We start from the raw sequence: 25,551 nt of genomic DNA, 5'->3' as shown, positions 1-25,551 counted from the left end.
AGCCCAGCGGTGGGTCCGTGGCCTGCCGCGCCCCGCGAGAGGACACTCATGGCCGACACGATCGTCGAGCAGCTGGCGCAGTTCACCACGAACGCCGACTTCGACACCCTGCCGCCCGAGGCGGTCGAGGAATCCAAACGACTGCTGCTCGACGCGATGGGCTGCGCGCTCGGCGCGGTCGAGGAGCCCAAGGGCAAGATCGGCATCGAGTACGGCAGGCTGACCGGCGGCACCGACGGTGACGCCACGATCATCGGCACCACCGACCGGGTCTCGATCTTCGGCGCCGCCTTCGCCAACGGCGAGCTGATCAACGCCCTCGACTTCGACGCCGTGCTCCCGCCCGGCCACGTCTCGCCCTACGTGCTGCCCACCACGATGGCCATGGCCGAGAGCCGTGGCCGGTCCGGCCGCGAGGTGCTGGCCGCCGTCGCGCTCTCGCACGAGATGTCCTATCGCTTCTACAAGTCGATGGACTACCTGCGCGACGTGCAGAACGACTCGATGGACCTGTCCCCCGTGATCGGGTACAGCGTCACCGTTTTCGGTGGCACGGCGGCCGCGGGCAAGCTCGCGGGCCAGTCCACCGAGACCCTCGCGCACGCGCTGGGCATCGCCGCCGCGACCGCACCCGTCAACGCGATGCGGCCGTGGATCAAGCACGCCCCGAGCTCGACCCTGAAGTACCTGCTCGCCGGCACCCTCACCCAGGCGACGCTCACCGCGGTGCACATGGCCCAGCTGGGTCACACCGGTGACCTGGAGATCCTCGACGACGCCGAGGTCGGCTTCCGCAAGTACATCGGCACCCGGCGTTGGGAACCGTCGAACATCACCGACGCGCTCGGCACCGAATGGCGCTTCCTGGCCGAGCAGTCCTACAAGCCGTACCCGCACTGCCGGATCCTGCACGGCCCCTTGCACGCGCTCACCGAGATCCTCGAGACCAACGACATCGCGCCCGGCGAGATCGACGCGATCCGCTGCTGGGGCGAGGCCGCGGTGATGCATCCGCTGTGGCAGAGCCGCGTCATCGAGAAGACCCACGACGCGCAGTTCGACATCGCGCACGGCCTGTCGGTCGGCGCGCACCGTGTGGTGCCCAGCCGGGCCTGGCACGCACCGGAACTGGTGTTCAGCGACTCGGTCCTCGGCCTGATGGACAAGGTCACCTTCGCGCCGCACCCGGACTACTTCCAGGCACTGTCCGCACACCCCTCGGCCCGGCCGACCCGGGTGGAGGTCGACGCTCGTGGTACGACGTTCAGCGCCGAGCGCACCTACCCGAAGGGCAGCCCCTCCCCTGATCCGAGCACCAGGATGACGACCGACGAGCTGGTAGCCAAGTTCCGCGTCAACGCCGAGGGAGTGCTGTCGAAGACCCGGATGGACCAGGTCGTCGAGGCGGTCCTCGGCGTCGATCGGATCGACGACTTCGGCACCGTGATGCGCCTGCTCGCCCCGAACGACTGAGCTCACCGAGAAGGGCCCCGCCCGCCCCCTACACGGGCGGGGCCCCTTCGTATTCTGCACGTACGCAACGACATCGGCACACACCCCCACGGTGCGTGCCGATGTCGTCGCGTACGGCTAGGCGATACGCAGTGCCCGGATGCGGTTGTAGAGCGTGGACCGGCTGACACCGAGCGCCCTGGCGGCCTGCTGCTTGTTGCCGCCCGCCGCCTCGATGGCCGCGACGATGACGTCGCGCTCGGCCTCGTGGAACGGGGAACTGGGCGCCGGTCCGCCGCGATGCGAGGCGGGCAGATCGGACGGGATGATGTCGCCCGCCGAGCGCGCGTTCGCCGCGAGTTCGACCACCCGCCGGAGTTCGGCGATATTGCCGCGCCAGGGCTGGGCGGCCAGCACCCGCAGTGTCTCGGCGGTGAACCTGGTCCTGGTGTGGCCGGACACCGCGGTGAGCAGATGCTGTGCGAGAGCGGGGATCTCGTGCCTGCGCCGCCGCAACGGCAGCAGTTCCCTGCGGTCGTTGCACACGGCGGGCAGGGCGGCGTGGATGTCGTCGAGGTGGTCGCCGGGCGTCGAGGTCAGCGCGACGTGGCGTTCGGTCTCCCGCAGCCGCTGGGCCAGCAGCGCGGTGAGCGGCTCGGAGAGCAACTGGATGTTCTCCACGATGACGGCGGGCCCGCGGCACGTCAGGGCCAGCTCCATCCGGGTCGCCCAGGATTGCTCACCCATCAGCACGATCTCGGTCGCGTCGAGCGCGATCGCGTCGGGACCGCTCGCGGTGCGCGCCTCGGTGGTGCGGCCCGCGCCGGCTTCGCCGACGACCAGGAGCGGCCAGCGCAGGGTCCGGTCGGCCGCTTCCGCCCGCCGGATCACCCGATCCGGGGCGATGTCGACCAGGACGCCGTCGGCGCCGTCGATCGGCTCGCAGGTCAGCCGGACCTGACGCCCCGAGGCGAGGGTGAGGCGATGGCTCTGCGCCGCCGCCGCGCCCATCTCCTCGGCGCACGCCCGAACGGCAGCGTGATCGGCGGGTTCGAGCAGGTCCAACGCCGCGGGAGTGGCCAGCACCAGCCCGTCGCCGATGACCACGATCGGCCTGCCACGGCGGCTGGCCGCGGCCTGGAACGCACTCATCAGCCTGCTCTGCGCCCGTGGCGAGTCCTGCAGCAGCCGGTCCTCGATATCGCGGACCATGCGCCGGGCCAGCGGCGCCGAGAGCCGGTAGTCCTCCTCGAACTCGCCGCCGATCCCGAGCACACCTTCGAGCCTGCGGGTGACCGGATGGAAGATCGGGTGCCCGTAACAGGTGAAGTCCCGGAAGGCCGTCATGTAGTGGTCGGGACCGCGCACGAGCAGGCCGCGCCGGATCTCCACCGGGGTACCGAGGGCATTCGTGCCGATCCGGTCCTCACTCAGCCGCACCCCGGGAACCAGACCGACCCGGCGGATGGCCGTGGAGATCGCCGCGGTCGCTCCGCCCACCTCGACCACCCGGGCGGACTGATCGGCGAGCATCAGCGCCACCCGGCTGCCGTCGATCTCGGAGAGCGTGCGCCGCAGGACCGGGTACGCGGCGCGGGCCAGCCCGCCGTCGGTGGTCTTGTCGTCGATGTCGAGGCGAGGTAGGACGTCCTCGCGCAAGCCGCTCATGCGGGACCGAGTCCAGGACGCCCGGATGTCGGCCCGCGACGAGGTCTCCGTGTAAGCCTGCAGCGAGTTCGTGGTCACGCCAACACCACCCTGTCCCGACGCGTCATGCACCGCGGTTGAGTCTGTGATCTCCGACAAGAAATATTTTATACACAATTTGGTCACTCGTCCGCGATATCGGCGAAACCAGCCCGTGCCGCTGCCTGGGAACGAATACTCCCAGGCAGCGCCCCCGGGATCGACCTATCCTCGAGTACATGAGCGACCGAGCCCCCCACCTGCGCGAGCTGGGTGAATTCCTGAAGGCACGGCGCGGCGAGCTCACCCCCGCCGACGTCGGCCTCACCGTGCACAGCAATACCCCACGCCGGGTGAGCGGGCTGCGGCGCGAGGAAGTCGCCGATCTCGTCGCGATCAGCCACGACTACTACACCCGGATCGAACAGGGCAGGCTCGCGCCGTCCGAACCGGTCCTCGACGCCCTGGCGCGCGTGCTGCACCTCGACGACGACCAGCGCGACTACGCCGAGAACCTGGCCAAGCGCAGCGACCGCCGCGCCGCCCGGCGCGGGCAGAAACCGATCCGTCCGCAGCTGCAGCGGCTGCTCGACCAGCTCACCGAGACCCCCGCCCTGATCTTCGGGCGCAATCTCGACATCCTGGCCTGGAACCCGCTGGCCTCCGCGCTGCTCACCGACTTCTCGGCGATGACGCCGCGACAGCGCAACTACGTCCGGATGGTGTTCACCGATCCCGCGATGCGCACGCTCTACGCCGACTGGGAATCGGTGGCCCGCACCTGCGTGGCGATCCTGCGCATGGACGCGGCGACCAATCCCACCGACCCGCAGCTGTCCGCGCTGGTCGGCGAACTGTCCATCGCCGACTCGCAGTTCCGGCAGTGGTGGGCGGCGCGGCACGTCGCGCGGCAGGAGTTCGGCACCAAGACGCTGATCCACCCCGAGGTCGGCGAGCTGACGCTCAACTGGGACACCTTCCGCGACACCGGCGACACCGACCAACAGCTGGTGCTGTGGTCGGCCGATCCCGGTACCAGCTCGCATGACAAACTGCGCATCCTCATGTCCTGGGCGGCACCCACCGCCGACGCGGAGCGAGTGAAACACCCCCATTGAGCGGCCGCCCCGGTGTGAGCAGTCACGCCGGTGGCGGATTTCGCCGCCTTCTGGAAATATATTATGCATAATCTTTTGTCGGTCAGCCGTCCGACGGACCCATTCTCTCGACGCCGGAGTACAGCTGTGTCAGCGCCCACCCACGCCACCGTTCACGAATTGCTCGACTACTTCGGGCGCTGCGGCGCCTGCGGCTACCCGGCATCGGCTTCGCTGGTCACCCGGCGGTTCGCGGACGGTTCGACCGACCGCGAAGTCGTCGCCACCTGCGGCCTGCCGTGCGGCTGGCGCGCGCCGGTCTCGATGCGGCGGATGACCGCCTCCTGAGGTGAACGCGGGCAGGGCACCCTGCCCGTCAGGGGTACCGCCAGGCTCTCCCTCGCCCTCCGATTCGTCCGTAACCTGGGCCTACGCACTCCAGGGAAGGACAAGAGGACATGCCGACAGCTCACCTCCGCGCTCCGCACCGGGCGCGGCGCCTCATCCCCGCGATCGGGCTCGGCGTGCTGATCGCCGTCACCGGCTGCACCTCGAGCGATGACCCCTCCCCCGCCCCCGCGGCGTCCGCGGTCGCGCCGGCATCGGCGGCCGCGATGGACCCGGTGGCCACGGCGTTCGTCGACGCGTGGAACGCCCGCGACGCCGACGCGATGGCCGCGCTGTTCACCGACGACGCCGTCCTGATCGATGCGGACCGCCGCTTCGAGGGACGCGAACAGATTCGCACCGGGTTCGCCGTCCCCGAGGTCACCGGCTACTCCGTCCAGGTGCTCGAGGTGGGCGAGCGCCGCGCCGACGGACAGCGCCTGCTGGTCCGGGTCGACCGCAACAGCGGCGGCGACTTCCGCGCGAGCTTCGACTTCACCATCACCGGCGGCCGCATCCCCCGCGCGGACCTGCAATACGCCTGATCACCGGAGTTCCCTTCCCGCACAACACCACTCGAACAGGAGCGTGACCCCATGACATGGACCGCAGATCAGCTCGATCGGCTGGGACGGACGGCCGAACTGCACATCAACACCTTCCGGGCCGATGGATCGCCACGGCGCGCGCTTCCCATCTGGGTGGTGCGCGTCGGTGACGACCTGTACGTCCGCTCAGCCTTCGGCACCCAGGGCGGGTGGTATCGCCACGCCACCGCCGACGACGGCCGGGCCCACATCTCGGCCGGACCCGTGGACGCCGACGTGCGACTGACCGCCGTCGCCGATCCCGCGACCGAGGATGCCGTCGCCACCGCCTACCGCACCAAGTACCGAGGCCAGGGCAGCGCCCTGGACACGATGGTGTCCGACACCGCGGCCGCGACCACCCTGCGCCTTGATCCCGTCGGCTGACATCGGATCCGATCCGGGCTCGGCTACTCGGCGTCGCCGCCGAACAGCTCCTTGGCGACCAGGATCGCCGACACCGCTCGCGGCCAGCCCGCGTAGAAGGCCGAGTGCACGATCATCTCGACCAGTTCCGCCTCGGTGACCCCGTTGTCGACCGCCCGGGTCAGGTGACCACGCAGCTGTTCGGTGTCGCCACCGGCGACCAGGACCGCACACGTGATCAGGCTGCGGTCGCGGGGACCGAGTTCGGGCCGGGCCCAGATGTCGCCGAACAGAACGTCATCGGTGAGCGAGACCAGCTTCGGCGCGAAGTCACCGATCAGTCGTTGGGCCCGCGTGGGGGTCGGGGGGTTCTCGGTCATGGTGCCTCCTCCGGAGCCTGCCCGCGGCCGGTGAAGCCGGCGACTCCGTGTTCGAGCGCCGGCGAGGCGCTGCGGTAGCGGTACTGTTCGTGCAGTTCCAGCCACAATGCTTCCGCCAGTGGCAGTTCGATTCCTCTGCGCACCAACGCTTTCAGGGTGCTGGTGGCGTGCGGGTCGGCGCCGGCGATGCCGCGGGCCAGCGTCAGCGCGGTCGATCGCAGCTCGGATTCGGCGACGCCGGCGCATGCCAACCCCGATCGCACCGCCTCGTCGCCGTCCATCCGATGGCCGGTCAGCAGCAGATAGAGGCTGCGTGGGATCCCCACCTTCCGGGGCAGTCGCTGACTCCCCCCGGCAGCGGGCAGGAGGTTGTGCCGGATGTGGTTGTCACCCACCTGGGCATCCCGCGCGACCACGAGCAGGTCACACGCCAACAGCAGCTCGAACCCGCCCGCGACGGCGTACCCGTGCGCCGCCGCGACGACCACCGCGCGGGCCCGCTCGAGCCGGTGGCACAGCTGGTTGAGCTGCTCGTGAAAGGCATTGTGCCGTCCGGGGTCCTGGAGGACTCCCGAGTTCACCCAGTGGAGGTCGACACCCGAGCAGAACGCGCGTCCCGCTCCGGCGAGGACGATCACGCGCGTCTCGGGCCATTCTTCGTCGAGCGTCGCGAGGGTCGTGGAGAGCGCGTCGACCAGGGGTCCGTCCAGGGCGTTGAGACGATCGGGCCGGTTCAGCGTCAGTTGCACGACGCCCGGTTCGGAGCGGTCGACCAGCAACACCACGGGCACTCCCAGCACTCGGTAGCCGAATCCATCGATGATTAATATTTAATATACGATACCTACCGGCACGCCGGTTGATCGACGGCATCCGCCAGGTGCGGCATCTAGATATATTATATTCGAACTATAGGCGGTTCGCCGCGAACAAAGGAGAGACGCGATGCACGAGCCCGGCCACCTCGCACCCGGCACGCGGATGAGCGGCCCGCTCGATGGACTGCGGGTCGTCGAGTTCGCGAGTTTCGTCGCGGGTCCGTCGGCGGGCATGACGCTGGCCCAGCTCGGCGCCGAGGTGATCCGGATCGACCCGCTCGGCGGCGGGCCGGACTACCGGCGGTGGCCGGTGGCGCGCGCCAACGGCGAGAGCCTGTACTGGAATTCGCTCAATCGCGGGAAGCGGTCGGTGGCCGTCGATGTGCGCAGCGAGCAGGGCCGGGAACTGGTGCTGGCGCTGGCGACCGCGCCGGGCCCGAACGCGGGCATCGTCGTCGACAACGCGGTCGGGCGACCCTGGTTCTCCTATGAGGCGCTCGCGGCCCGACGCGCCGACGTGATCAAGGTGCACATCGGCGGCCAGGCGGGCGGTGGGCCCGCGGTGGACTACACCGTCAACACCGAGGTCGGCGTCACCGATCTGACCGGGCCCGCCGACTCCCGCACACCCGTCAATCATGTGCTGCCCGCGTGGGATCTGATCGCCGGGATGACCGCAACCACCGCACTGCTCGCGGCGCTGCATCGCAGGCAGCGGTCCGGCGACGGCGCGCATCTGCAGATCGCGCTGGCCGACGTCGCGCTCGCGGGTGTCGCCAATCTGGGCTGGCTCAGCGAGGTTCGGGAACGCGGCGACCGGCCGCGGCACGGCAATTTCATGTACGGCTCGTTCGGCGCCGACTTCGTGACCGCCGACGGCGGCCGGGTGATGGTCGTCGCGCTGACGCCGCGCCAATGGCAGGCCCTGTGCACCGCGACCGGGACGGCGACGGTCATCGCCTCGCTGGAGGCGACACTCGGTGTCGACTTCGCCGACGAGGCGCATCGCTACGTCCACCGGGAGACCATCGCGGCGGTGATGCGCCCCTGGTTCGCCGAGCTCACCGTCGACGCCGCGGGCGCGGCACTCACCGCGGCCGGCGTGCTGTGGAGCCGCTATCGCCAGATGAGCGACGTGGTGGCCGATTTCGCGGCGGGCACGGCGAGCGGTGTGCTGACCGAGTTGGACCAGCCCGGCATCGGTCCGGTCATCTCGGCGCACAGCCCGATCCGGGAGCACAGCGACTACGGCCCGGTCGGCCCCGCGTCGGCCCTGGGCTCCGATACCGACCAGGTCTTCGCGGAGGTGCTCGGGCTCGGCGACAGCGAGCTGGCCGAACTCCGCGCCGCGGGCGTCCTCGGCGACGGCACGCGGGTGTGACTCCCCGGTTGTGACCGCAATTACGCACCGCTGTGCGTAATCGAAGACACCGCTGATCAGGGCGAATACCGGGTTCGCCGGGCGGTAGCGTCGAGCCATGCAGCTGACCGCGTCCACCGACATCGGGATGCGCGCCGTGATGCGCCTGGCCGCGGCCGACCAGCTCGGCGACCGGGTGACGATCAAGGCGATCGCCCACCAGGTCGGCGCTTCCGAACGCACCGTCTCCACGGTGGTGGCCCGGCTCGTCGAGATCGGCGTGATCGCGACGAGCCGCGGCCGCGGCGGTGGGTTGATGCTCACCGGCACCGCGCGCTCGACCCGGCTCGGGACGTTGATCCGGCAACTGGAACAGCGCCCCGAGGTCGTCGACTGCGCGGGACCGCCGTCGTGCCCGATGATCGCGGGGTGTCGGCTGCGCCATGCGCTGGCGCAGGCCACCGAGGCGTTCTATCGCGAGCTCGACCGGTTCACGGTGGCCGATCTCGTCGCCGGTGCGGCCGGACAGCTGCTGCCGCTGCGCGCTCATCCGCCGCAGCGCTCGCCCGCCGACGCCGAGGAGTTCCCCCGATGACCGCCACCACCCGCTCGCACCCCGAACTCGCCCCGGCACAGGCCGAGATCGTGCGCGCCACGCTCCCGGTGATCGCCGACGCCGTCGACGAGATCACCACCGTCTTCTACCGGACGCTGTTCGGCAACCATCCCGAGCTGCTGCGTGAGCTGTTCAATCACGGCAACCAGGCAGCGGGCAGTCAGCAACGCGCGCTCGCGGCGGCGATCGCCACCTTCGCGACCTACCTCGTCGACCCCGCGCTACCGCACCCGTCGGCCGTGCTGGCCAGAATCGGGCACAAGCACGCCTCGCTCGGCGTCACCGCCGATCAGTACCGGGTGGTGCACGACAATCTGTTCGCCGCGATCGTGGAGGTCCTCGGCGCCGACGTGGTCACCGCGCCCGTCGCAGCGGCCTGGGACCGGGTGTACTGGCTGATGGCCGACGCACTCATCGACCTGGAGAAACAGCTCTACATCGAGGCCGGGGTACAGCCGGGGCAGGTCTGGCGAGCCGTCACCGTGACCGCGCGCACCGATGATCCGGCCGGGGTCGCGGTGTTCCGGGTGCGGGCCGTCGACCCGGCCGACGAGCTACCCGGATTCGTTGCCGGACAATATATCTCGGTCGGCGTGCGGCTGCCCGACGGTGCCAGGCAGTTGCGTCAGTACAGTCTGATCGGCGCGGGCGGGGACGGCACGCTGAGCTTCGCGGTGAAGCGGGTCGCGGCGCGGCCGGGCTGCCCGGCGGGGGCCGTGTCGACCTGGCTGCACGAGCGGGTCGCGGTCGGCGACGAGCTCGAGATCTCGCTGCCGTTCGGCGAACTGACCATCGATCCCGACGCCACCACCCCGCTGGTGCTGATCTCCGCCGGTATCGGCGCGACTCCGATGGTGGGCATCCTCGAACACCTGGCCGCGCGCGACCAGGGCAGGCCGGTGCAGGTGCTGCACGCCGATCACAGCGCGGGCACCCACCCGTTGCGGGCGCGCGTGCTCGCCCTCGTCGAGCGGCTCGAACGGGCCGAGGTCGCGTTCTGGTACGCCGAGGCGACCGACGGCGCGCACCGTGGCCGTCTCGACCTGTCGGCGGTCACGCTGCCCGACGACGCCGAGATCTACGTGTGCGGCGGCGACGAGTTCCTCGACGCGATCCGCGCACAGGCGGCCGCCGCGGGCCTCCCCGCCGAGCGGGTGCACATCGAACAGTTCACGCCCACCGATTGGCGGCTCGGCGCCTGAGCTGAGCCCCGCCCCGGCACCGACAGCCGGGGCGGGCCGGAGACGACACTGTCTCCGTCTACTGATCCCGCCAGCTGACGACCTCGCTCAGCGGGGCACGGGCGGTCCGGTAGCTGTTGGCCGGATGATCGGCGGCGGCATAGCCGAACGAGATCCCGGCGAGGATCTTGCGGTCGGCCGGGATGTCGAAGTACTCGCGGATGAACCGGGAGCGGCCCGCCAGCGCGGCCTGTGGGACGGCGGCCAGCCCGAGACTGGCGGCCGCGAGCAGGAAGGTGCCGATGTACAGGCCGCCGTCGACCGCGCCGTAGACGCCCTGTTCGGCGTCGGTGGTGACGATCGCGACGTGCGGGGCGCCGAAGAGCCGGAAGTTCTCGAACGCCTGGCGGGCCGACGCCTCCCGGTCGCCGCGTGCCACACCGACCGCCTCGTACAGCTGCCAGCCGCTGGCGCGGCGCCGCTCGCGGTACACCCCGGTGTAGGCGCCGGGTGGCGGGAACTCGAACTCGTCACCGTGGTCGGCCCCGTGCGCCGCCGAATACTCGGCGAGCCCCGCGCGGAAGCGCTCGGTCCCGGCACCGCTCGTCACGATGACCTGCCACGGCTGGGTGTTGCACCACGACGCGGAGCGCTGCGCCAGGCTCAGCAGCCGTTCGATCACCGGCCGCGGCACCTCGCGCTGGTCGTAGGCGCGGCAACTCCAGCGGCTGGTCAGCAGCTCGGCCAGGTAGGCGGAACGATCCCCGTTCTGCGCGAGGGCAGGTGCCTCGGCCAGCGTGTCGGTGGTCTCGGTCATCCTCAGTCCTCCACCGAAACCACACCGGCGGCGATCAGGGCCTCGATCTGCTCGGCGGTGTACACCTCGGCGGCGACGGTCCGGCTGTCGGCACCGACGCGCGGTGCGGCGCCGGGACGATCGGGGCGTTCACCGTCGAACCGCCACGGCGGGCGCACCAGGGCGAGGCCGTCGTCCTGCGGCTCGACCATGCGCAGCCAGTCGACCTGTTCGTGGTCGACATAGCCGGTCATCGACAGCACCGGCGCGAACGGGACATCCTGCGCGGTGAGCGCCGCCTCCCATTCGGCGAAGGTGCGCCGCTCGAACTCCGCCTCGACGATCTTGGCCAGCTCGAAGTAGTGCGCCTCGCGCGGCCGGTACTCCGCGAAGCGCGGGTCCTCGGCCAGGTCCGGGCGGTCCATCGCCCGGCACAGCGACTGCCAGAACTTCTGCGACGAGGACAGATGCACCGCGAGGAACTCCCCCGACGCGGTCTTCACACAGAAATTCTGCGCCTGCGGATGCCTGCTCTCGCGGGTCGGGTCGGCGCCCAGTTCGAAGGCCTGGGTGATCCCGTCGGTGGCGAGCACGCTGACGGCCTCCATGATCGAGGTCTCCACGTGCTGCGGTTCCCCGGTGCGCAGCCGGCCGACCAGCGCGGCCAGCACGCCCGCGGCGGTGCTCAGGCCGGTGACCAGGTCGGCGCTCAGGCCACCGGTCAGCTGCGGCCTGCCCTCGTCGCCGAACAGGGAGTACAGGCCGCCGAAGGCGTGGCCGATGGTGTCGTAGGCGGGCCGGTTGGACAGCGGACCGCCGTTGCCGAAGCCGGTCACCGAGCCGTAGACGATGTCGGGACGCAGTGCCCGGCACTCGTCTGGGCCGAGACCCATGGCGGCCACCTTGCCGGGGCGCATGTTCTCGAGCACCACATCGAAGTGCGGCACCAGCGCCTTCACCAGGGCGACGCCCTCGGGACGCTTGAGATCCACCGCGAGACTGCGCTTGCCGGTGTTGTACTGACGGAAGTACGGGCTGCCGTCGTTCTGGTGGCGACGGAAATCCTCGCCGACGACGGGGCGCTCGATCTTCACCACTTCGGCGCCGAGCGCGCACAGCATCGACGTGGCGAACGGCAGCGCGATGTATCCCCCGATCTCGAGGATCCGGATGCCGTCGAGTGGCTTGTGCTGCATAGCCCTGTCTCCCTCTCTCACTGGCTCATATTATATATTATCGCATGACCGATCGTGGTGGCGGTCACAGGGGGCGGATTACCGGCGACAGAAGATGAGCCAGGCGATCGCCATACTCGGGGAAGTGGTCCCCGACACAGCGAAGTCGGCCGGTGAGCTACGTTATATCATATAATTTACATGACTCCGGTCACAGGCCATCGGCGGCCCGGCCCGTGGCACCGCCGCCGACCAGGTCTTTTCCGGTCGGCAACCATCGCCATAGAGAACAAGAAGGTCTCCTCCATGAGTGTTCAGACAGAGCTTTGGCAAGGACAGTTCGACAAGCTGTTCATCGGCGGCGCGTGGGTGGCCCCGGCCACCGACCGCACGTTCGAGGTCGTCTCGCCCGCCACCGAAGAGGTGCTGGCCCGCGTAGCCGACGGAGCCGAAGCCGATATCGACGCCGCCGTCGCGGCCGCCAGGGCCGCGTTCGACCGCGGAGCATGGCCGCGCCTGGAGCTCGCCGAGCGGATCGCCGTGCTCACCCGCGTGAGCGAGGGGCTCGCCGCGCGCCAGGACGAGGTCGCCCGGCTGATCAGCGCGGAGATGGGCTGCCCGATCACGCTGTCCACCAGGATGCAGTCGATGGGCACGCGGATGCTGCTCGACGCGTTCCTCGAGCTCGCGCCGCAGTACCAGTGGTCCGACATCCGCCGCTCGGTCACCGGCAACGCGCTGGTCACTCGTGAGCCGGTCGGTGTGGTGGCCGCGATCGTGCCGTGGAACGCCCCGCTGCAGATCGCGATCATCAAGCTCGCGCCCGCGCTGCTGGCCGGGTGCACCGTGGTGCTCAAGCCGTCACCGGAGACCGCGCTCTCGGCCTACCTGCTGGCCGAGATCTTCGAGCAGGCCGGGCTGCCCGCGGGCGTGCTCAATGTCGTGGTCGCCGGGCGCGAGGTCAGCGAGCACCTGGTGCGTCACCCCGGCATCGACAAGGTCTCGTTCACCGGATCCACCGCGGCGGGCAGGCGGATCGCCGCGATCTGCGGCGAGGACCTGCGCCGGGTCACCCTGGAGCTCGGCGGCAAGTCCGCGGCGGTGCTGCTCGACGACGCCGACCTGGACGCGGCCGTGCCGGTCATCCGCGCGCTCTCGCTGCGCAACAGCGGCCAGGTGTGCAGCAACAAGACCCGCATCGTGGTGGCCCGTTCGCTGCGCGACGACCTCTACGACCGGCTCCGCGACATGATCGGCTCCATGCCGGTCGGCGATCCGTTCGATCCGGCGACCGAGGTGGGCCCGCTGGTGAGCCGCGCGCAGCGGGACCGGGTCGAGGGCTACATCGCCGCGGCGCGGGACGCGGGCAACCAGGTGCTGGCCGGCGGCGGCAGGCCCGAGGGCCTGGACCGCGGCTGGTTCGTCCAGCCGACGATCTTCGCCGACGTCGACCCGAACGCCGCGATCGCCCAGGAGGAGGTCTTCGGTCCGGTGCTGACCGTGCACACCTTCGACACCGAGGCCGAGGCGATCGAGATCGCCAACAACTCGAGCTACGGCCTCAACGGCTCGGTGTTCGCCGCCGACCCGGCGCACGCCCTGGCCGTGGCCCGGCACATCCGTACCGGCACCGTCGAACTCAACGGCACCCCCGCCGGCTTCTTCGCGCCGATCGGCGGATTCAAGAACAGCGGCATCGGCCGCGAGGCCGGGATCGAGGGCTTCGACGCCTATGTCGAGCTCAAGTCCTACGGCCTGCCGCAGCCGCTGCTGGACACCCTGGCCTGACGCAGACACCCGAAAGGTTCGCCATGTCTTCCCTTCCCCCGCTCGAGGCCGCCGTCGCCCGGTTGGTCACCGAGCTCGACTTCGACTCGATCCCGGCCGACGCGCTCGCGGGCGCGCGCGGACTGATGCAGGATCAGCTCGGCGTGCAGATCGCCTGCGCCTCGCTGTCGTGGAGCCGGGCCGTGCTCGACCTGACCAAGGCCTCGCACGCGCCGGGCAGCGCGCACGTGACCGCCTCCGGTGACGCGATGAGCGCCGCCGACGCGGCGTTCGTCAACGCCACCTACGGCCACGGCTTCGAGTACGACGACGCCCACCGGTCCAGCTCCAGCCATCCCGGCAGCGCGGTCGTCTCGGCCGCCATCGCGGTCGGCGAGGAGCTGGGCTCCTCGATGGCCGAGGTGATCACCGGCATCGTGGCAGGCTACGAGGTCTACACCCGCATCGGCATCCTGGCCGCGCCGCAGCTGCTCGAGCGCGGGTTCCATCCGCACGGTCTGCTGTCGGCGTTCGGCGCCGCGGCGGTGGTGGCCAAGATGCGCGGCTTCGACCTCGAGCGCACGGTGCACGCGCTCTCGATCGCGATGAGCCACAGCTCGGGCACCACCGAGTACACCTCCTCGGGCGGTTCGGTGAAGCGGCTGCACTCCGGGATCGGCACCCGCAACGGCATCCGCGCCGCCGAGATGGCCGCCGCGGGCATCACCGGGCCGACCACCTTCCTCAGCGGCCGGAAAGGCTTCTACCGCAGCTTCGTCGGCCGACCGGTCGACGAAGCGGCCGCCGCAGCCCTGTTCGCGCCGGACGCGTCGTTCGAGATCACCCGGGTGTGGATCAAGCCGTACTGCTGCTGCGGGATCAACCACGCCTACATCGACGGCGCCCAGCAGCTGACCGCGCGGGCGGGCGAGATCGACACCATCCGCCTCGGCATCCAGTCCGGCGGCGACGTGGTGATCGGCAACCAGAACGCCAACGCCTACGCCCCGCAGATCATCGAGCACCTGCAGTACAGCCTGCCGTTCCAGTTCGCGCTGGCGATCCTGGGCCGCGGCAACGGCTTCCGCACCCACCACGACTACATGGCGGGCCGCCTCGACCTGAGCGAGGGCAGCGAGGTCGCGACCATGGCCCGCCGGGTGAAGATCGAGGTCGACCCCGCCCTCGACGCCGAATACCCCGGCCGCTGGATCGCCGACATCACGGTCACCTACCGCGACGGCAGCACCCGCCACGTCTTCGTCGACAACCCGCGCGGCACCGCCGAGAACCCGATGTCGCAGGCCGATCTGGACGCCAAGTTCCGCGAACTCACGGTCACCGACCTGGGCGCCGAGCGCAGTGAAGCCCTGCTGGGGGCGATCACGGCGGGCGATCCCGCCACCCCGGCGACCGATTTCGCCGCACTCCTGCGCGTCTGATCCACCACGAAACCCCTTCGGACCCGAACCGCCCAGCGCGATTCGGGTCCGAAGGGGTTGGTCGTCCGCGCCGCACCCGGCAGGCGCTCAGGTCGGCCGTCACCGGCCCAGGCCGCTCGTGGCCGATGCCGGGCCGTTCCTGCGGTTCGTCGATCGAGGTGTCTGCCACCGATTCAGGGCAACAGGTACAGGCGTTCGTTCGGCAACCTGGGCAGCCCGGCGCAGTGTCCGGACGCGACCGAGACGGTGCACGGACGACAACCGGCCGCCATGTCCTGGACGAAGACGAGCGCGGCCGTGAGACAGGCGGCGAATTCCATCCTGATGGTGGCGAACTGGACCATCAGACGGATGTCGGGTTCCTCCGGCAGCGGTGATCGCTTCCCGGGCTTCATGGGGTCCTGGCCTGCTGCTTCATCGTTCCTCGCTCGGATCGGGGGACAAATGACCGTGCCCCGGCGGGCCTGTTCGGTTCGCCGGGGCACAGTCGTTGCCTGAACGGGTGTTTCAGGCGGTCTCGAAGGTGGCGGCCAGTCCCTGGCCGCCGCCGATGCACATGGTCGCCAGACCGCGACCACCGCCGCGGCGGCGCAACTCGTGCAGCAGGGTGGTCACCATGCGCACGCCGGTGGCGCCGATCGGATGGCCCAGCGAGATGCCGGAACCATTGACGTTGAGCTTGTCGTGATCGCGCCAGCCCCAGCCCTCCAGCACCGCCAGCACCTGCACCGCGAACGCCTCGTTGACCTCGACGAGGTCCATCGAGTCCAGCAGCGCCGTGGTCTCGGTGCCCAGGCGTGCGGCGAGTTTCGCGACGGCGGGCACCGGGCCGATGCCCATGCGCGAGGGCTCGCACCCCGCGGCGGCCCAGCCGGTGAGGAACCCGATCGGCTCCAGGCCGAGGGCGTCGAGCTGGTCCTCGGCGACGACGAGCAGCCCGGCGGCGGCGTCGTTCTGCTGGCTGGAGTTGCCCGCGGTGACGGTGCCGCCGGGGGTGAGGGTGCGCAGCTTCGCCAGGGTCTGCGGGGTGGACTCCGGCCGGATGCCCTCGTCGGCGGCGAAGACGATCGGATCGCCCTTGCGCTGGGGCACCGTCACCGGCACCACCTCGTCGGCGAAGCGGCCCTCGGCCCACGCCGCCGCGGCCCGCTGATGACTGCGCGCGGCGAAGGCGTCGGCCTCCTCGCGCATCAGGCCGTAGTCCTGGGCCAGGTTCTCGGCGGTCTCGATCATCCCGGAGATCTTGCCGAAGCGCGCTTCCGGCTGAGACCGCTCGCGGCCCCGGTCGAGCCGATCGAACAGCTGCACGGTGCCCGCCCGCGCGCCCCAGCGCGCGGTGGTGGAGTAGTACTCGATGCGGCTCATCGACTCCACGCCGCCGGCCAGCACCACGTCGGCCGCGCCGGTCTGCACCATCATCGCCGAGGTGGCCAGGGCCTGCAGGCCACCGCCGCAGCGGCGGTCGAGCTGCATGCCGGGCACGGTGATCGGCAAACCGGCGTGCAAGGCCAGCCAGCGGCCGACGCAGGGCACCTCGGAGTTGGCGTAGGACTGGGCGAACACGACGTCGTCGATGCGTTCGGGGTCGATGCCCGAACGCTCGACAACCGCCCGCACGACCGTGGCGCCCAGGTCCTCGACCGGGACGTCACGCAGCGAGCCGCCGAAGGTACCGACGGGAGTGCGGGTGGGCGCGACGATCGCGGCCCTGCGCAGGGTTGACATCCGAATGGCTCCGATCAGATCGCGTTGCGCGCGATCAACTGTGCGGCGATGACATTGCGCTGGATCTCGTTGGTGCCCTCACCGACGATCATCAGCGGCGCGTCGCGGAAGTACCGCTCCACGTCGTATTCCTTGGAGTAGCCGTAGCCGCCGTGCACCCGGATCGCGTCGAGCGCGATCTGCATCGCGGTCTCGGAGGCGAACAGCTTGGCCATGCCCGCCTCCATGTCGGCCCGCTCCCCCGCGTCCAGCTTCTGCGCCGCGTCGAGGGTCAGCAGACGGGCGGCGCGCTGCTTGGTCGCCATGTCGGCGAGGAGGTTTCCGATGGACTGGTGCTTCCAGATCGGCTTGCCGAAGGACTGGCGTTCCTGCGCGTAGCGCACGGCGGCGTCCAGCGCGGCCTGGCCGACGCCCAGCGCGCGCGAGGCCACCTGGATGCGCCCGACCTCGAGTCCGCGCATCATGTGCGACCAGCCCTGGTTCGGCACGCCACCGAGGATCGCGTCGTCGCCGACCTTGCGACCGTCGAACACCAGCTCGCAGGCCTCGACGCCGCGGTAGCCGAGCTTGGGCAGCTTCTTGGAGATGATCATCCCGTCACCGGGTTCGACCAGGATCACGCTCATGCCCTTGTGCGCGGGCTTCGCGTCCTTGTCGGTGATGCAGAGCAGCCCGATCAGGCCGGAGTGCGCGGCGTTCGAGATCCAGGTCTTGGAGCCCGAGATCGACCACTGGTCGCCGTCGCGCACCGCGACGGTGCGCATGGCCTGCAGGTCGCTGCCGCCGCCGGGCTCGGTGAGCGCCATGGTCGCGCGGATCGCGCCCTCGGCCATCTTCGGCAGGTACTTCTGCTTCTGCTCGTCGGTGCCGAAGGTCCGGATCAGGTAGGTGATCACCGAGTGACCGCCGATCGCGCCCGCCAGGCTCATCCAGCCACGGGCCAGCTGTTCGGTGACCCCGGCGAAACAGGCGGTGCTCACGTCGACGCCGCCGTACTCGGCGGGCGCGAGCAGCCCGAAGAACCCGAGCTTCTTCATCTCCTCGATGAATTCCTCGGGATAGATGTCGTCCTCTTCGAATTCGCGAACCCGGTCCTTGACCCGCTGATCGACGAATTCCGCGACCAGGTCGACCATCTGCTGCTCGTCGGCCGTGAGACTCATGCCTACCTGCCACCTTCCCATAGTTTGTACATAAAATATTATATCACTGCCAGAATCCGCGGGACTCGAGCATTTCCACCGCCCGGTTCCCGCCGTGCTGGAAATGCTCCTCGGTGGCCTGCCTGGCCAGCGGGGCCGAGCGGGCGCGCAGGGCGGCGACGATCTCGCGGTGGTCGCGATCGGCGGTCTCCGGCCAGTCGTCGTGCGCCTCGTAGAAGCCGTGCGGTCCCGCGCTGCCGAGCACCTTGAGCTCGGAGATCAGGCGGCGAGATCCGGAGGCGCGGTTGATCTCTCGATGAAACGCGAAGTTCAGCGCCTCCCGCTCCGCGCTGGCGCCGGACTCCTCCATCCGGCGCAGGATCAGGTCGAGCCGGTCCAGGGTGGTCGCCGAGATCCGGCCGGCCGCCCGCGCGGCGGCCAGCCCGGACACCACGCCGAGCAGCCAGTAGTGATCGCGCACGTCGTCGCGGCTCATCGGCGCCACGTAGGCCCCGCGCCGCGGCGGCATGTCGACCACGCCCTCCACGTCGAGGGCGATCAGCGCCTCGCGCACCGGCAGCTTGCTGATGTCGAGCGACTCGGCGATCTCACTCTGGTCGATCTTGTCGCCCGGGCGCAGCTCGCCGGCGAAGATTCGTCGCCGGATCTCCTGTGCCGCGGTGCTCTTCAGGCTCAGCGCGGGCCCGATGCGCGGGGCGCCGTCATACATCGGCGGACTCGGGCGCGAATTCGGCGCGGAGCGCGGCGGTGTCGGCGCCGAGCGCCGGGACCGATCCGTGTACGGCGGGCCAGCCGAGCGCGGTGCCCGGCGGCAGCAGGGCAGGCACCGGGCCCGAGGGGGTGCCGATCTCCCGCCAGCGCCCGCGGTCACGCAGTTGCGGGTGCTCGGCGAGTTCACGCACACCGTTGAGCCGGGCATTGCCGATGCCCGCCGCGTCGGCGGCGGCCTGGATTTCGGCGAGGGTGCGCTCGGCGCACCACTTCCCCACCGCCACATCGAGTTCCGCGCGGCAGGCGACGCGGTCGTCGTTGTGCGCGTAGCGCGCGTCCGCCGCGAGATCGGGGCGGTTCATCAGCTCGGTGAGCCTGCGCCACTCGCGATCGCTGGTCGTGCCGAGCACGGCGACCTGCCCGTCCGCGGTCGGATACGACCCGTAGGGCGCGATCATCGGCGAACCCATGCCCACCGGCACGGGTTCGGTTCCGGTGTGCAGGAATTGGTTGAGCGCGAAGCCCATCATCTCCGACACCACGTCGAGCATGGCGACCGGCACGATCGCGCCGTGCCCGGTGCGTTCGCGGTCGTAGAGCGCGGCCAGCACCGCCGAGTACGAGTACAGCGCGGTACCGATGTCGGCCACCGGGATGCCGGGCTTCGCCGGATGGTCGGGGGTGCCGGTGATCGCGCACGAACCGGCCTCGGCCTGGATCAGCAGGTCGTAGGCGCGCTTGTGGTCGAGGGGACCGCCGCGGCCGTAGCCGGAGATGTCGACGATGATCAGCCGGGGGTAGCGGCGCGCGAGCTCGTCGACGCCGAGCCCGAGACGGTCCAGCGCGCCCGGGCCGAGATTGCTGACCAGCACGTCCGCGGTCTCGAGCATGCGCTCGAGCAAGGTGAGGTCCTCGGCCGCGCGCAGGTCCAGCGCCGCGGATTCCTTGCCGTGGTTGAGCCAGGTGAAGTGGGCCGACAGCCCACCGACCACGGTGTCGTAGTGCCGGGTCGAGTCGCCCGATCCCGGTTGTTCGATCTTGATCACCCGGGCCCCGAGATCGGCGAGGTGACGGGTGCACAGCGGGGCGGCGATGGCCTGTTCCAGGCCGATCACCGTCACCCCGGCCAGCGGGCCGCGCGCGCGTTCGGTGCTCATGTGAACTTCGGCTCCCGCTTCTCCCGGTGTGAACCGACGCCCTCGGCGACATCGGGGCCGCCGAAGTGGTAGAACTCCAGGCCCAGCGAGGCGTCGAAGATCGGCATCGCCTGGCGATACCAGCCGTTGAGCGCCATCTTGGTGCCCTGGATGCCCGCCCGCGACCCCGCGGCCAGCTTCCGCGCGATCGCCATCGCCCGGTCCTGGACCTGGTCGTCGTCGACGCACAGCGAGACCATGCCGATGCGCTCGGCCTCCTCGCCGGTCAGCACCTCGTTGGTGAGCAGGTGGTACTTGGCCTTGGCCATCGAGGTGAGCAGCGGCCAGCAGATCGCCGCGTGATCGCCTGCCGCGACACCGAGGCGGACGTGCCCGTCCACGATCTTGGCCCGGCGGCCCGCCACCGAGATGTCGGCCAGCAGCGCCGCCACCAGGCCCGCGCCCGCGGCCGGGCCGTTGATCGCGGAGATGATCGGCTGCGGCACCTCGATGATGTTGCGCACCAGATCCCGCGCCTCCCGCATGACCCTGGTGCGCGCCGCGTAGTCGCCGATCATGTCCTCGACCAGGTCGAAACTGCCGCCCGCGGAGAACGCCCGCTCGCCGGCACCCCGGATGAGCACCGCGCGCACGCTCTCGTCGAGCGCGATCACCGGCCAGACATCGGCCAGGTGCCGATGTGCCTCGGCTCCGACCGAATTCAGGTTCGGACCGTCCAGGACGATGCGCAGCACGCCCTCGGACGGGCGGTCGATCGTCAATGCCGAGAAGTCCTCGTAGCCGGGCACGTGTCGTCCTTTCATTCGCTGACCGACACCGCGTCGGCGCCGGTGGGGGTCGCGGTCCTCGCCCACCGCGCGAGGAGCTCGTCGAGGTCGCCGATCCCGGCGGGCGGCACCGACGGCGGCCGGGCGGGCGTCCGGTCGAACCGCGGCGCGGGCGCCGGATGCAGCACACCCGAAACCCGTTCGAACACGCCACGTTCGACATTGTGCGGGTCCTCGGCGGCCTCGTCGAAGGTGAGCACCGGCGACACGCAGGCGTCGGTGCCCTGATAGACCTGCCACCATTCGTCGCGGGTGCGCCGCGCCACCGCGTCGGCGATGAGCTCGCGCAGGCGCGGCCACTCGGCCCGGTCGTCCTGGCCGGGCCAGTCGGTGGTGTCGACCCCGAGCCGGTCGAGGAACTGCCGGTAGAAGTCGGGCTCGAGCGCGCCCACCGCCAGGTAGCGGCCGTCGGCGCACCGGTAGGTGTCGTAGAACGGGGCGCCCGAGTCGAGGAAGTTCGTCCCCGGTTCGTCGGAATACAGCCCGGCCGCGCGCAGACCCTGCAACTTCGCGGTGAGCACGGCGACACCGTCGACCATGGCCGCGTCGATCACCTGGCCCCGGCCGGTGCGCCCGGCTTCGACCAGCGCGCAGGCGATCCCGAAAGCGCCGATCGCGCCCCCGCCCGCGTAGTCGCCGAGCAGGTTGATCGGCGGCCGCGGCGCGCCGCCCTCGGACGCGAGCGCGTGCAGGGCGCCGGACTGGGCGACATAGTTGATGTCGTGTCCGGCGTCCAGTGCCCGCGGCCCGCGCTGGCCATAGCCGGTGAGCCGGACGTAGACCAGGCGGGGATTGCGCGCGGTGACCTCGTCCGGACCCAGCCCCAACCGCTCGGTGACACCGGGGCGATAGCCCTCGATGAACACCTCGGCCGATTCGGCCAGCCGCAGCACGGCTGCGCGGCCCGCCGGGTCCTTCAGATCCACCGCCACCGACCCGACACCGCGATTGACCACATCGGTCTCCTCGGTCAGGCCGACGGTCTGGCTCAGTTCCCGCGCCGAGCGGTGCGGCGGCCGCACCACCCGGACGACGTCGGCGCCCATGTCGGCCAGCAACATCGAGACATAGGGCACCGGCCCCATACCCGCCAGCACGACCACGCGCACGCCCGCCAATGGTCCCGTCATGTGTGCGAATCCCTCTCAGTAGGAACGGGGCAGGCCGAGCACCTGCTGGGAGATGTAGTTGCGCACCATCTCCTGCGAGAACGGGGCGTTGCGCAGCAGCCGCACCTCCCGCCACAGCCGCTCGATGTGGTACTCCTTCGCGTAGGCGTAGCCGCCCAGCGTCGAGAACGCCCGGTCGCAGGCCTCGAAACCGGCTTCGGCGCCGAGATACTTGGCGGCGGCCGCTTCCGGACCACACGGCAGGCCCGCGTCGAACAGTTCCGCGGCCCGCATGACCATGCCCTCGGCGGCTTCCAGCCGGATCCAGGAGTCGGCCAGCGGATGCGCGACGGCCTGGTTCTGGCCGATCGGACGGTCGAACACCACCCGGTTCTTGGCGTATTCGGCGCCGATCTCGAGCGCCGCCCGGCCCAGGCCGATGCCCTCCATGCCGACCACGATGCGCTCGGGGTTCAGGCCGTCGAGCAGGTAGTAGAAGCCCTTGTCGACCTCGCCGACGAGCCGGTCGTCGGCCACCTCGAGGTTGTCGATGAACAGCTCGTTGGTGTCGATCGCGGCGCGGCCGAGCTTGTCGATCTCGCGCACGGTGACCCGGCTGCGATCCATGTCGGCCAGGAACAGCGACATGCCCCACAGCGGCTTGTCCTCGCGGCGCGGCGAGGTGCGCGCCAGCAGCAGGATCTTGTGCGCGTTCTGAGCGTTGGTGATGAACACCTTCTGCCCGTTGATCACCCAGCCGCCGTCGACCTTGGTGGCCTTGGTCTTGATCCGCGAAGTATCCACGCCCGCGGTGGGTTCGGTGACACCGAAGGCCATCAGCAGATCACCCGAGGCGAGCTGGGGCAGGTACTCGCGCTTCATCGCCTCCGAGCCGTACTTCACGATCGGGGCGGGCGGGAAGGCGTAGAAGTGGATCGCCGAACCGCCGCTCATGCCGGCGCCGGAGGCCGAGATCTCGCCCAGCATGACCGCGGCTTCCTTGAGCCCGAGACCGATGCCGCCGTATTCCTCGGGGATCATCGCGCCGAGCCAGCCGCCGGCGGCGAAGGCCTTCACGAATTCCCAGGGGTACTCGTGCTTGTTGTCCTTCTCCAGCCAGTAGTTGTTGTCGAACTTGCGGGCGAGCTCGCGCGTCGCCTGCCGGACGACTTCGACGTTGTCGTCGGTGCCGGTAGCGGAGGTCATGTACTACTCCTGTTCGTCGCCCGCGGACACGGGGATCGCTTCGAGTGGGGTGGTGGGGTCGAGGGAGGACATGTCCCCGGTCGGCGCCCCGAGATACCGGGACCGAATCGCGCGGCGCATGATCTTGCCGTTCTTGGTCTTGGGCAGGCTCGCCACGACAACGAGGGTCGGCGCGAACGAGCGCCCCGCGTTGCCGGTCGCGGTGTCCTGCAGGTCGTCCGGCGTCGAGCCTGCCGCCCGCAGCACCGCGAAGGCCACCGCGCGCTGTCCGCGCAGTTCGTCGGGGACACCGATCACGGCGACCTCGGCGATCCGGCCGTCACGCAGCAGCGCCGCTTCGATCTCGGCGGGCCCGACCCGGCGGCCGGACAGTTTAATGGTGTCGTCGGAGCGGCCGTGGATGCGCCACATCCCCGCGTCGTCGACGCTGGCCAGGTCGCCGTGCACCCAGACCCCGTCCCACTGGTTCCAGTAGGTCTCGAGGTAGCGGTCGCGGTCCTGCCAGAACGCGTGCGTCATGCCGGGGAAGGTGTTGCGCACCACCAGTTCTCCGATATCACCGGCGACCGGTGTGCCGTCCTCACCGAACACCGCCGCGTCGACGCCCGGCAGCGCGCCGGTGAACGCGGCCGCCTCGGCGGGCAGGAACGGATAGCCGATCAGGATGCCGCCGCCGACCTCGGTGCCGCCGCTGTAGTTGACGATCGGGCGCCGCTTGCCGCCGATCTCCTCGAACAGCCACCACCAGGTGGGCTCGTCCCACGCCTCGCCGGTGGAGACGAAGGTGCGCAGGCTGGGCATCTCGGGCGCGACGGTGCCCGCCGCCTTGAGTGCCCGCGCCGCGGTGGGCGCGATGCCGGCGACGGTGACGCCGTTGCGTTCGACGATCTCCCACATCCGGTTCGCGGTCGGGTGCGTCGGCAGGCCCTCGATCATCACGATGGTGGCGCCGAGCTGCAGCGGTCCGGTCATCAGCATGGGGCCGACGAGCCAGCCCAGATCGGTGATCCAGGAGACCACGTCCCCGGCGTGCACATCGAAGCCGTAGGCGAAGTCGACCGCGGTCTTCACGGCGAAACCGCCGTGCGAGTGGACGATGCCCTTGGGACGGCCGGTGGTGCCGGAGGTGTAGACGATCGTCAGCGGATCGTTGGCCTCGGTGTCGGCGGTGGGCACCGGCGCGGGATCGGCGTCGAGCTCGTCGTAGTAGACATCGCGGCCCGACCGCATCGGCACCTCGGTGCCCAGGTGCCGGACGACCACCACCGAGCGGACCGTCGGGGCCGACTCCAGCGCCGCGTCCGCGGTGGCTTTGAGCTCGACCCGCTTGCCGCGCCGGGTCGTGCCGTCGGCGGTCACCAGCAGCACCGCCTCCGAATCCTGCAGGCGGGTGGCCAGCGCGTCGGGAGCGTAGCCGCTGAACGTGGGCACCGAGACCGCGCCGATCATGGCGACGGCCAGGAACGCCACCGCCGCTTCGGGCACCACCGGCATGAACAGCACCACCCGGTCGCCGCGCCGCACACCCAGCGCGGTGAGGTTGGCGGCGAAGCGCCGGACCTCGGCGTCGAGCTCGGCGAACGTCAGCGTCCGGCGCAGGCCCTCGTCGCCCTCGTAGACGACGGCGGTCCGGTCCGCGGCCGCGCCCTCGGCGTGCCGGTGCGCTGTGAGCTGGGCGATATTGATCCGCCCGCCCGGGAACCAGCGCGGGAACGGCTTGCCGTCCGTGTCGTCGAGCACCCGCTCGAACGGCGCGGTGAAGTCGACCCCGAGGTCGGCCACCGCGGCCCGCCAGAACCATTCGGGATCCTCGATCGCGCGCTGGTTCAGCTCGGCCACCGCGGCGGCGTCGGCGCCCAGCTCCCAGGCGCGCATCGCCGCGAGCAGCCTGCTGCGCTCACGTATCCGCTCGTCCGGAACCCACGCGGGCCCAGCGACGGACGCAACGTCCACCATGACGTGTCCTCCTCGTTGATGGTGCGCGGCGGGGGTCAGGCCTGCTCGGCCGGGCGCTTCATCATCAGGCCCACCCGCAGCGCGTCACAGACGATCTCGTCGCGCTGGTTGATGCCCAGATGGCGGAACGTCACGATTCCGGAATCGTTGCGGCTCTTGGATTCCCGGCGCGCCTCGATCTCGGTCCGCACATGGATGGTGTCGCCGTGGAAGACCGGCTTGGGGAACTTGATCTGCTCGAAGCCCAGGTTGCCCAGGGTGGTGCCCTGCGTGGTCTCCGGGACGGTGATGCCCGAGACCAGACCGAGGATGAACAGGCTGTTCACCAGACGCTGCCCGTAGATGGAGTTCTTGCTGTACTCGGCGTCGAGGTGCAGTGGCGCCAGGTTCAGCGTCATGACGCTGAAGAAGGTGTTGTCGGCCTCGGTGACCGTGCGGCGGGTCGGGTGATCGATGACCAACCCGGGTTCGAGCTCCTCGAAGTACAGGCCCGGCATGTGCACATCCCTTCAAATATATTATGTACTGAGAACCGACAGAGTGATCGTAACTCTCTCTCGCCGGTTATCGTATATTATATCATCATA

General features: G+C 70.3%; 25 protein-coding genes. 10 read left to right on the top strand and 15 right to left on the bottom strand.

Annotation, left to right across the window (positions count from 1 at the left end):
* Positions 1 to 48 precede the first annotated feature (48 nt).
* Positions 49 to 1,473 carry an MmgE/PrpD family protein gene (locus AB0L91_RS25340; RefSeq protein WP_357348735.1) on the top strand — a complete coding sequence of 475 codons (1,425 nt, stop codon included), beginning with the start codon at positions 49 to 51 and terminating at the stop codon, positions 1,471 to 1,473.
* 117 nt (positions 1,474 to 1,590) lie between these two features.
* On the opposite strand, the gene AB0L91_RS25335 is transcribed toward AB0L91_RS25340, so the two are convergent.
* On the bottom strand, positions 1,591 to 3,198 hold the full coding sequence (locus AB0L91_RS25335) for a helix-turn-helix domain-containing protein (protein ID WP_365014028.1): 1,608 nt from the start codon (positions 3,196 to 3,198) through the stop codon (positions 1,591 to 1,593).
* Positions 3,199 to 3,377: 179 nt separating this feature from the next.
* Between AB0L91_RS25335 and AB0L91_RS25330 the strand changes: the two genes are divergently transcribed.
* The 4 genes from AB0L91_RS25330 to AB0L91_RS25315 all read left to right on the top strand — a co-directional run bounded on the left by AB0L91_RS25330 (position 3,378) and on the right by AB0L91_RS25315 (position 5,596).
* Positions 3,378 to 4,256 (top strand): helix-turn-helix transcriptional regulator, encoded by an 879-nt coding sequence (locus AB0L91_RS25330; protein ID WP_357348731.1) that lies wholly within the window; start codon positions 3,378 to 3,380, stop codon positions 4,254 to 4,256.
* A gap of 126 nt (positions 4,257 to 4,382) precedes the next feature.
* Positions 4,383 to 4,583, top strand: coding sequence for a hypothetical protein (locus tag AB0L91_RS25325; protein ID WP_365014024.1), 201 nt, complete (start codon positions 4,383 to 4,385; stop codon positions 4,581 to 4,583).
* Between the two features lie 110 nt (positions 4,584 to 4,693).
* Positions 4,694 to 5,167 (top strand): nuclear transport factor 2 family protein, encoded by a 474-nt coding sequence (locus AB0L91_RS25320; RefSeq protein ID WP_365014022.1) that lies wholly within the window; start codon positions 4,694 to 4,696, stop codon positions 5,165 to 5,167.
* A gap of 51 nt (positions 5,168 to 5,218) precedes the next feature.
* Complete coding sequence (locus tag AB0L91_RS25315; RefSeq protein ID WP_357348725.1) at positions 5,219 to 5,596, top strand: DUF2255 family protein; 378 nt, start codon at positions 5,219 to 5,221, stop codon at positions 5,594 to 5,596.
* A gap of 23 nt (positions 5,597 to 5,619) precedes the next feature.
* On the opposite strand, the gene AB0L91_RS25310 is transcribed toward AB0L91_RS25315, so the two are convergent.
* Positions 5,620 to 5,955: a carboxymuconolactone decarboxylase family protein gene (locus tag AB0L91_RS25310; protein WP_357348723.1), complete on the bottom strand. Its 336-nt coding sequence runs from the start codon at positions 5,953 to 5,955 to the stop codon at positions 5,620 to 5,622.
* A complete protein-coding gene (locus tag AB0L91_RS25305; RefSeq protein ID WP_365014020.1) occupies positions 5,952 to 6,740 on the bottom strand; it encodes an enoyl-CoA hydratase/isomerase family protein in 789 nt (262 codons plus the stop codon). The genes AB0L91_RS25310 and AB0L91_RS25305 overlap by 4 nt, the downstream gene beginning before the upstream one ends.
* Positions 6,741 to 6,900: 160 nt before the next feature.
* On the opposite strand from AB0L91_RS25305, the gene AB0L91_RS25300 reads away from it, so the two are divergent.
* The 3 genes from AB0L91_RS25300 (at position 6,901) to AB0L91_RS25290 (ending at position 9,951) form a co-directional block, all read left to right on the top strand.
* Positions 6,901 to 8,154 carry a CoA transferase gene (locus tag AB0L91_RS25300; RefSeq protein ID WP_365014018.1) on the top strand — a complete coding sequence of 418 codons (1,254 nt, stop codon included), beginning with the start codon at positions 6,901 to 6,903 and terminating at the stop codon, positions 8,152 to 8,154.
* 97 nt (positions 8,155 to 8,251) lie between these two features.
* Positions 8,252 to 8,728 (top strand): Rrf2 family transcriptional regulator, encoded by a 477-nt coding sequence (locus tag AB0L91_RS25295; protein WP_365014016.1) that lies wholly within the window; start codon positions 8,252 to 8,254, stop codon positions 8,726 to 8,728.
* Positions 8,725 to 9,951 (top strand): globin domain-containing protein, encoded by a 1,227-nt coding sequence (locus tag AB0L91_RS25290; RefSeq protein ID WP_365014014.1) that lies wholly within the window; start codon positions 8,725 to 8,727, stop codon positions 9,949 to 9,951. Before AB0L91_RS25295 ends, AB0L91_RS25290 begins: the two co-directional genes overlap by 4 nt.
* 58 nt (positions 9,952 to 10,009) lie before the next feature.
* On the opposite strand, the gene AB0L91_RS25285 is transcribed toward AB0L91_RS25290, so the two are convergent.
* Complete coding sequence (locus AB0L91_RS25285) at positions 10,010 to 10,747, bottom strand: nitroreductase (RefSeq protein WP_365014011.1); 738 nt, start codon at positions 10,745 to 10,747, stop codon at positions 10,010 to 10,012.
* A gap of 2 nt (positions 10,748 to 10,749) precedes the next feature.
* Positions 10,750 to 11,922: a CaiB/BaiF CoA-transferase family protein gene (locus tag AB0L91_RS25280; RefSeq protein ID WP_357348712.1), complete on the bottom strand. Its 1,173-nt coding sequence runs from the start codon at positions 11,920 to 11,922 to the stop codon at positions 10,750 to 10,752.
* Between the two features lie 285 nt (positions 11,923 to 12,207).
* Between AB0L91_RS25280 and AB0L91_RS25275 the strand changes: the two genes are divergently transcribed.
* Both AB0L91_RS25275 and AB0L91_RS25270 read left to right on the top strand, forming a co-directional pair.
* Positions 12,208 to 13,689, top strand: coding sequence for an aldehyde dehydrogenase (locus AB0L91_RS25275; RefSeq protein WP_365014008.1), 1,482 nt, complete (start codon positions 12,208 to 12,210; stop codon positions 13,687 to 13,689).
* Between the two features lie 23 nt (positions 13,690 to 13,712).
* Positions 13,713 to 15,110 carry an MmgE/PrpD family protein gene (locus AB0L91_RS25270; protein WP_365014005.1) on the top strand — a complete coding sequence of 466 codons (1,398 nt, stop codon included), beginning with the start codon at positions 13,713 to 13,715 and terminating at the stop codon, positions 15,108 to 15,110.
* Positions 15,111 to 15,283: 173 nt separating this feature from the next.
* Here the strand turns inward: AB0L91_RS25270 and AB0L91_RS25265 are convergent, their stop codons facing one another.
* The 10 genes from AB0L91_RS25265 to AB0L91_RS25220 all read right to left on the bottom strand — a co-directional run bounded on the left by AB0L91_RS25265 (position 15,284) and on the right by AB0L91_RS25220 (position 25,461).
* The gene (locus AB0L91_RS25265; RefSeq protein WP_357348708.1) at positions 15,284 to 15,505 is read right to left on the bottom strand and encodes a hypothetical protein; all 222 of its coding nucleotides are present in this window, start codon (positions 15,503 to 15,505) and stop codon (positions 15,284 to 15,286) included.
* A gap of 112 nt (positions 15,506 to 15,617) precedes the next feature.
* Complete coding sequence (locus AB0L91_RS25260) at positions 15,618 to 16,835, bottom strand: acetyl-CoA C-acetyltransferase (RefSeq protein ID WP_365014002.1); 1,218 nt, start codon at positions 16,833 to 16,835, stop codon at positions 15,618 to 15,620.
* 14 nt (positions 16,836 to 16,849) lie between these two features.
* Entirely contained in the window at positions 16,850 to 17,998 is a 1,149-nt protein-coding gene (locus AB0L91_RS25255; protein WP_365014001.1) for an acyl-CoA dehydrogenase family protein, read from the bottom strand.
* A 43-nt stretch (positions 17,999 to 18,041) separates the two neighbouring features.
* Entirely contained in the window at positions 18,042 to 18,707 is a 666-nt protein-coding gene (locus AB0L91_RS25250) for a GntR family transcriptional regulator (protein ID WP_365013999.1), read from the bottom strand.
* Complete coding sequence (locus AB0L91_RS25245) at positions 18,700 to 19,866, bottom strand: CaiB/BaiF CoA-transferase family protein (protein WP_365013998.1); 1,167 nt, start codon at positions 19,864 to 19,866, stop codon at positions 18,700 to 18,702. Before AB0L91_RS25245 ends, AB0L91_RS25250 begins: the two co-directional genes overlap by 8 nt.
* On the bottom strand, positions 19,863 to 20,654 hold the full coding sequence (locus tag AB0L91_RS25240) for an enoyl-CoA hydratase/isomerase family protein (protein ID WP_365013995.1): 792 nt from the start codon (positions 20,652 to 20,654) through the stop codon (positions 19,863 to 19,865). The genes AB0L91_RS25245 and AB0L91_RS25240 overlap by 4 nt, the downstream gene beginning before the upstream one ends.
* An 11-nt stretch (positions 20,655 to 20,665) precedes the next feature.
* A complete protein-coding gene (locus AB0L91_RS25235) occupies positions 20,666 to 21,823 on the bottom strand; it encodes a CaiB/BaiF CoA-transferase family protein (RefSeq protein ID WP_365013992.1) in 1,158 nt (385 codons plus the stop codon).
* A 15-nt stretch (positions 21,824 to 21,838) separates the two neighbouring features.
* On the bottom strand, positions 21,839 to 23,008 hold the full coding sequence (locus AB0L91_RS25230; RefSeq protein ID WP_355281213.1) for an acyl-CoA dehydrogenase family protein: 1,170 nt from the start codon (positions 23,006 to 23,008) through the stop codon (positions 21,839 to 21,841).
* A 3-nt stretch (positions 23,009 to 23,011) separates the two neighbouring features.
* On the bottom strand, positions 23,012 to 24,964 hold the full coding sequence (locus AB0L91_RS25225) for an AMP-binding protein (RefSeq protein ID WP_365013989.1): 1,953 nt from the start codon (positions 24,962 to 24,964) through the stop codon (positions 23,012 to 23,014).
* 35 nt (positions 24,965 to 24,999) lie between these two features.
* The gene (locus tag AB0L91_RS25220) at positions 25,000 to 25,461 is read right to left on the bottom strand and encodes a MaoC family dehydratase (RefSeq protein WP_357348694.1); all 462 of its coding nucleotides are present in this window, start codon (positions 25,459 to 25,461) and stop codon (positions 25,000 to 25,002) included.
* Between the last annotated feature and the right edge of the window lie 90 nt (positions 25,462 to 25,551).

The sequence above is a fragment of the Nocardia sp. NPDC051833 genome (assembly GCF_040681225.1).
Classification (GTDB): domain Bacteria; phylum Actinomycetota; class Actinomycetes; order Mycobacteriales; family Mycobacteriaceae; genus Nocardia.
The sequence above is the reverse complement of the archived record's forward strand: the minus strand, read 5'-3'. Positions and strand labels throughout refer to the sequence as shown.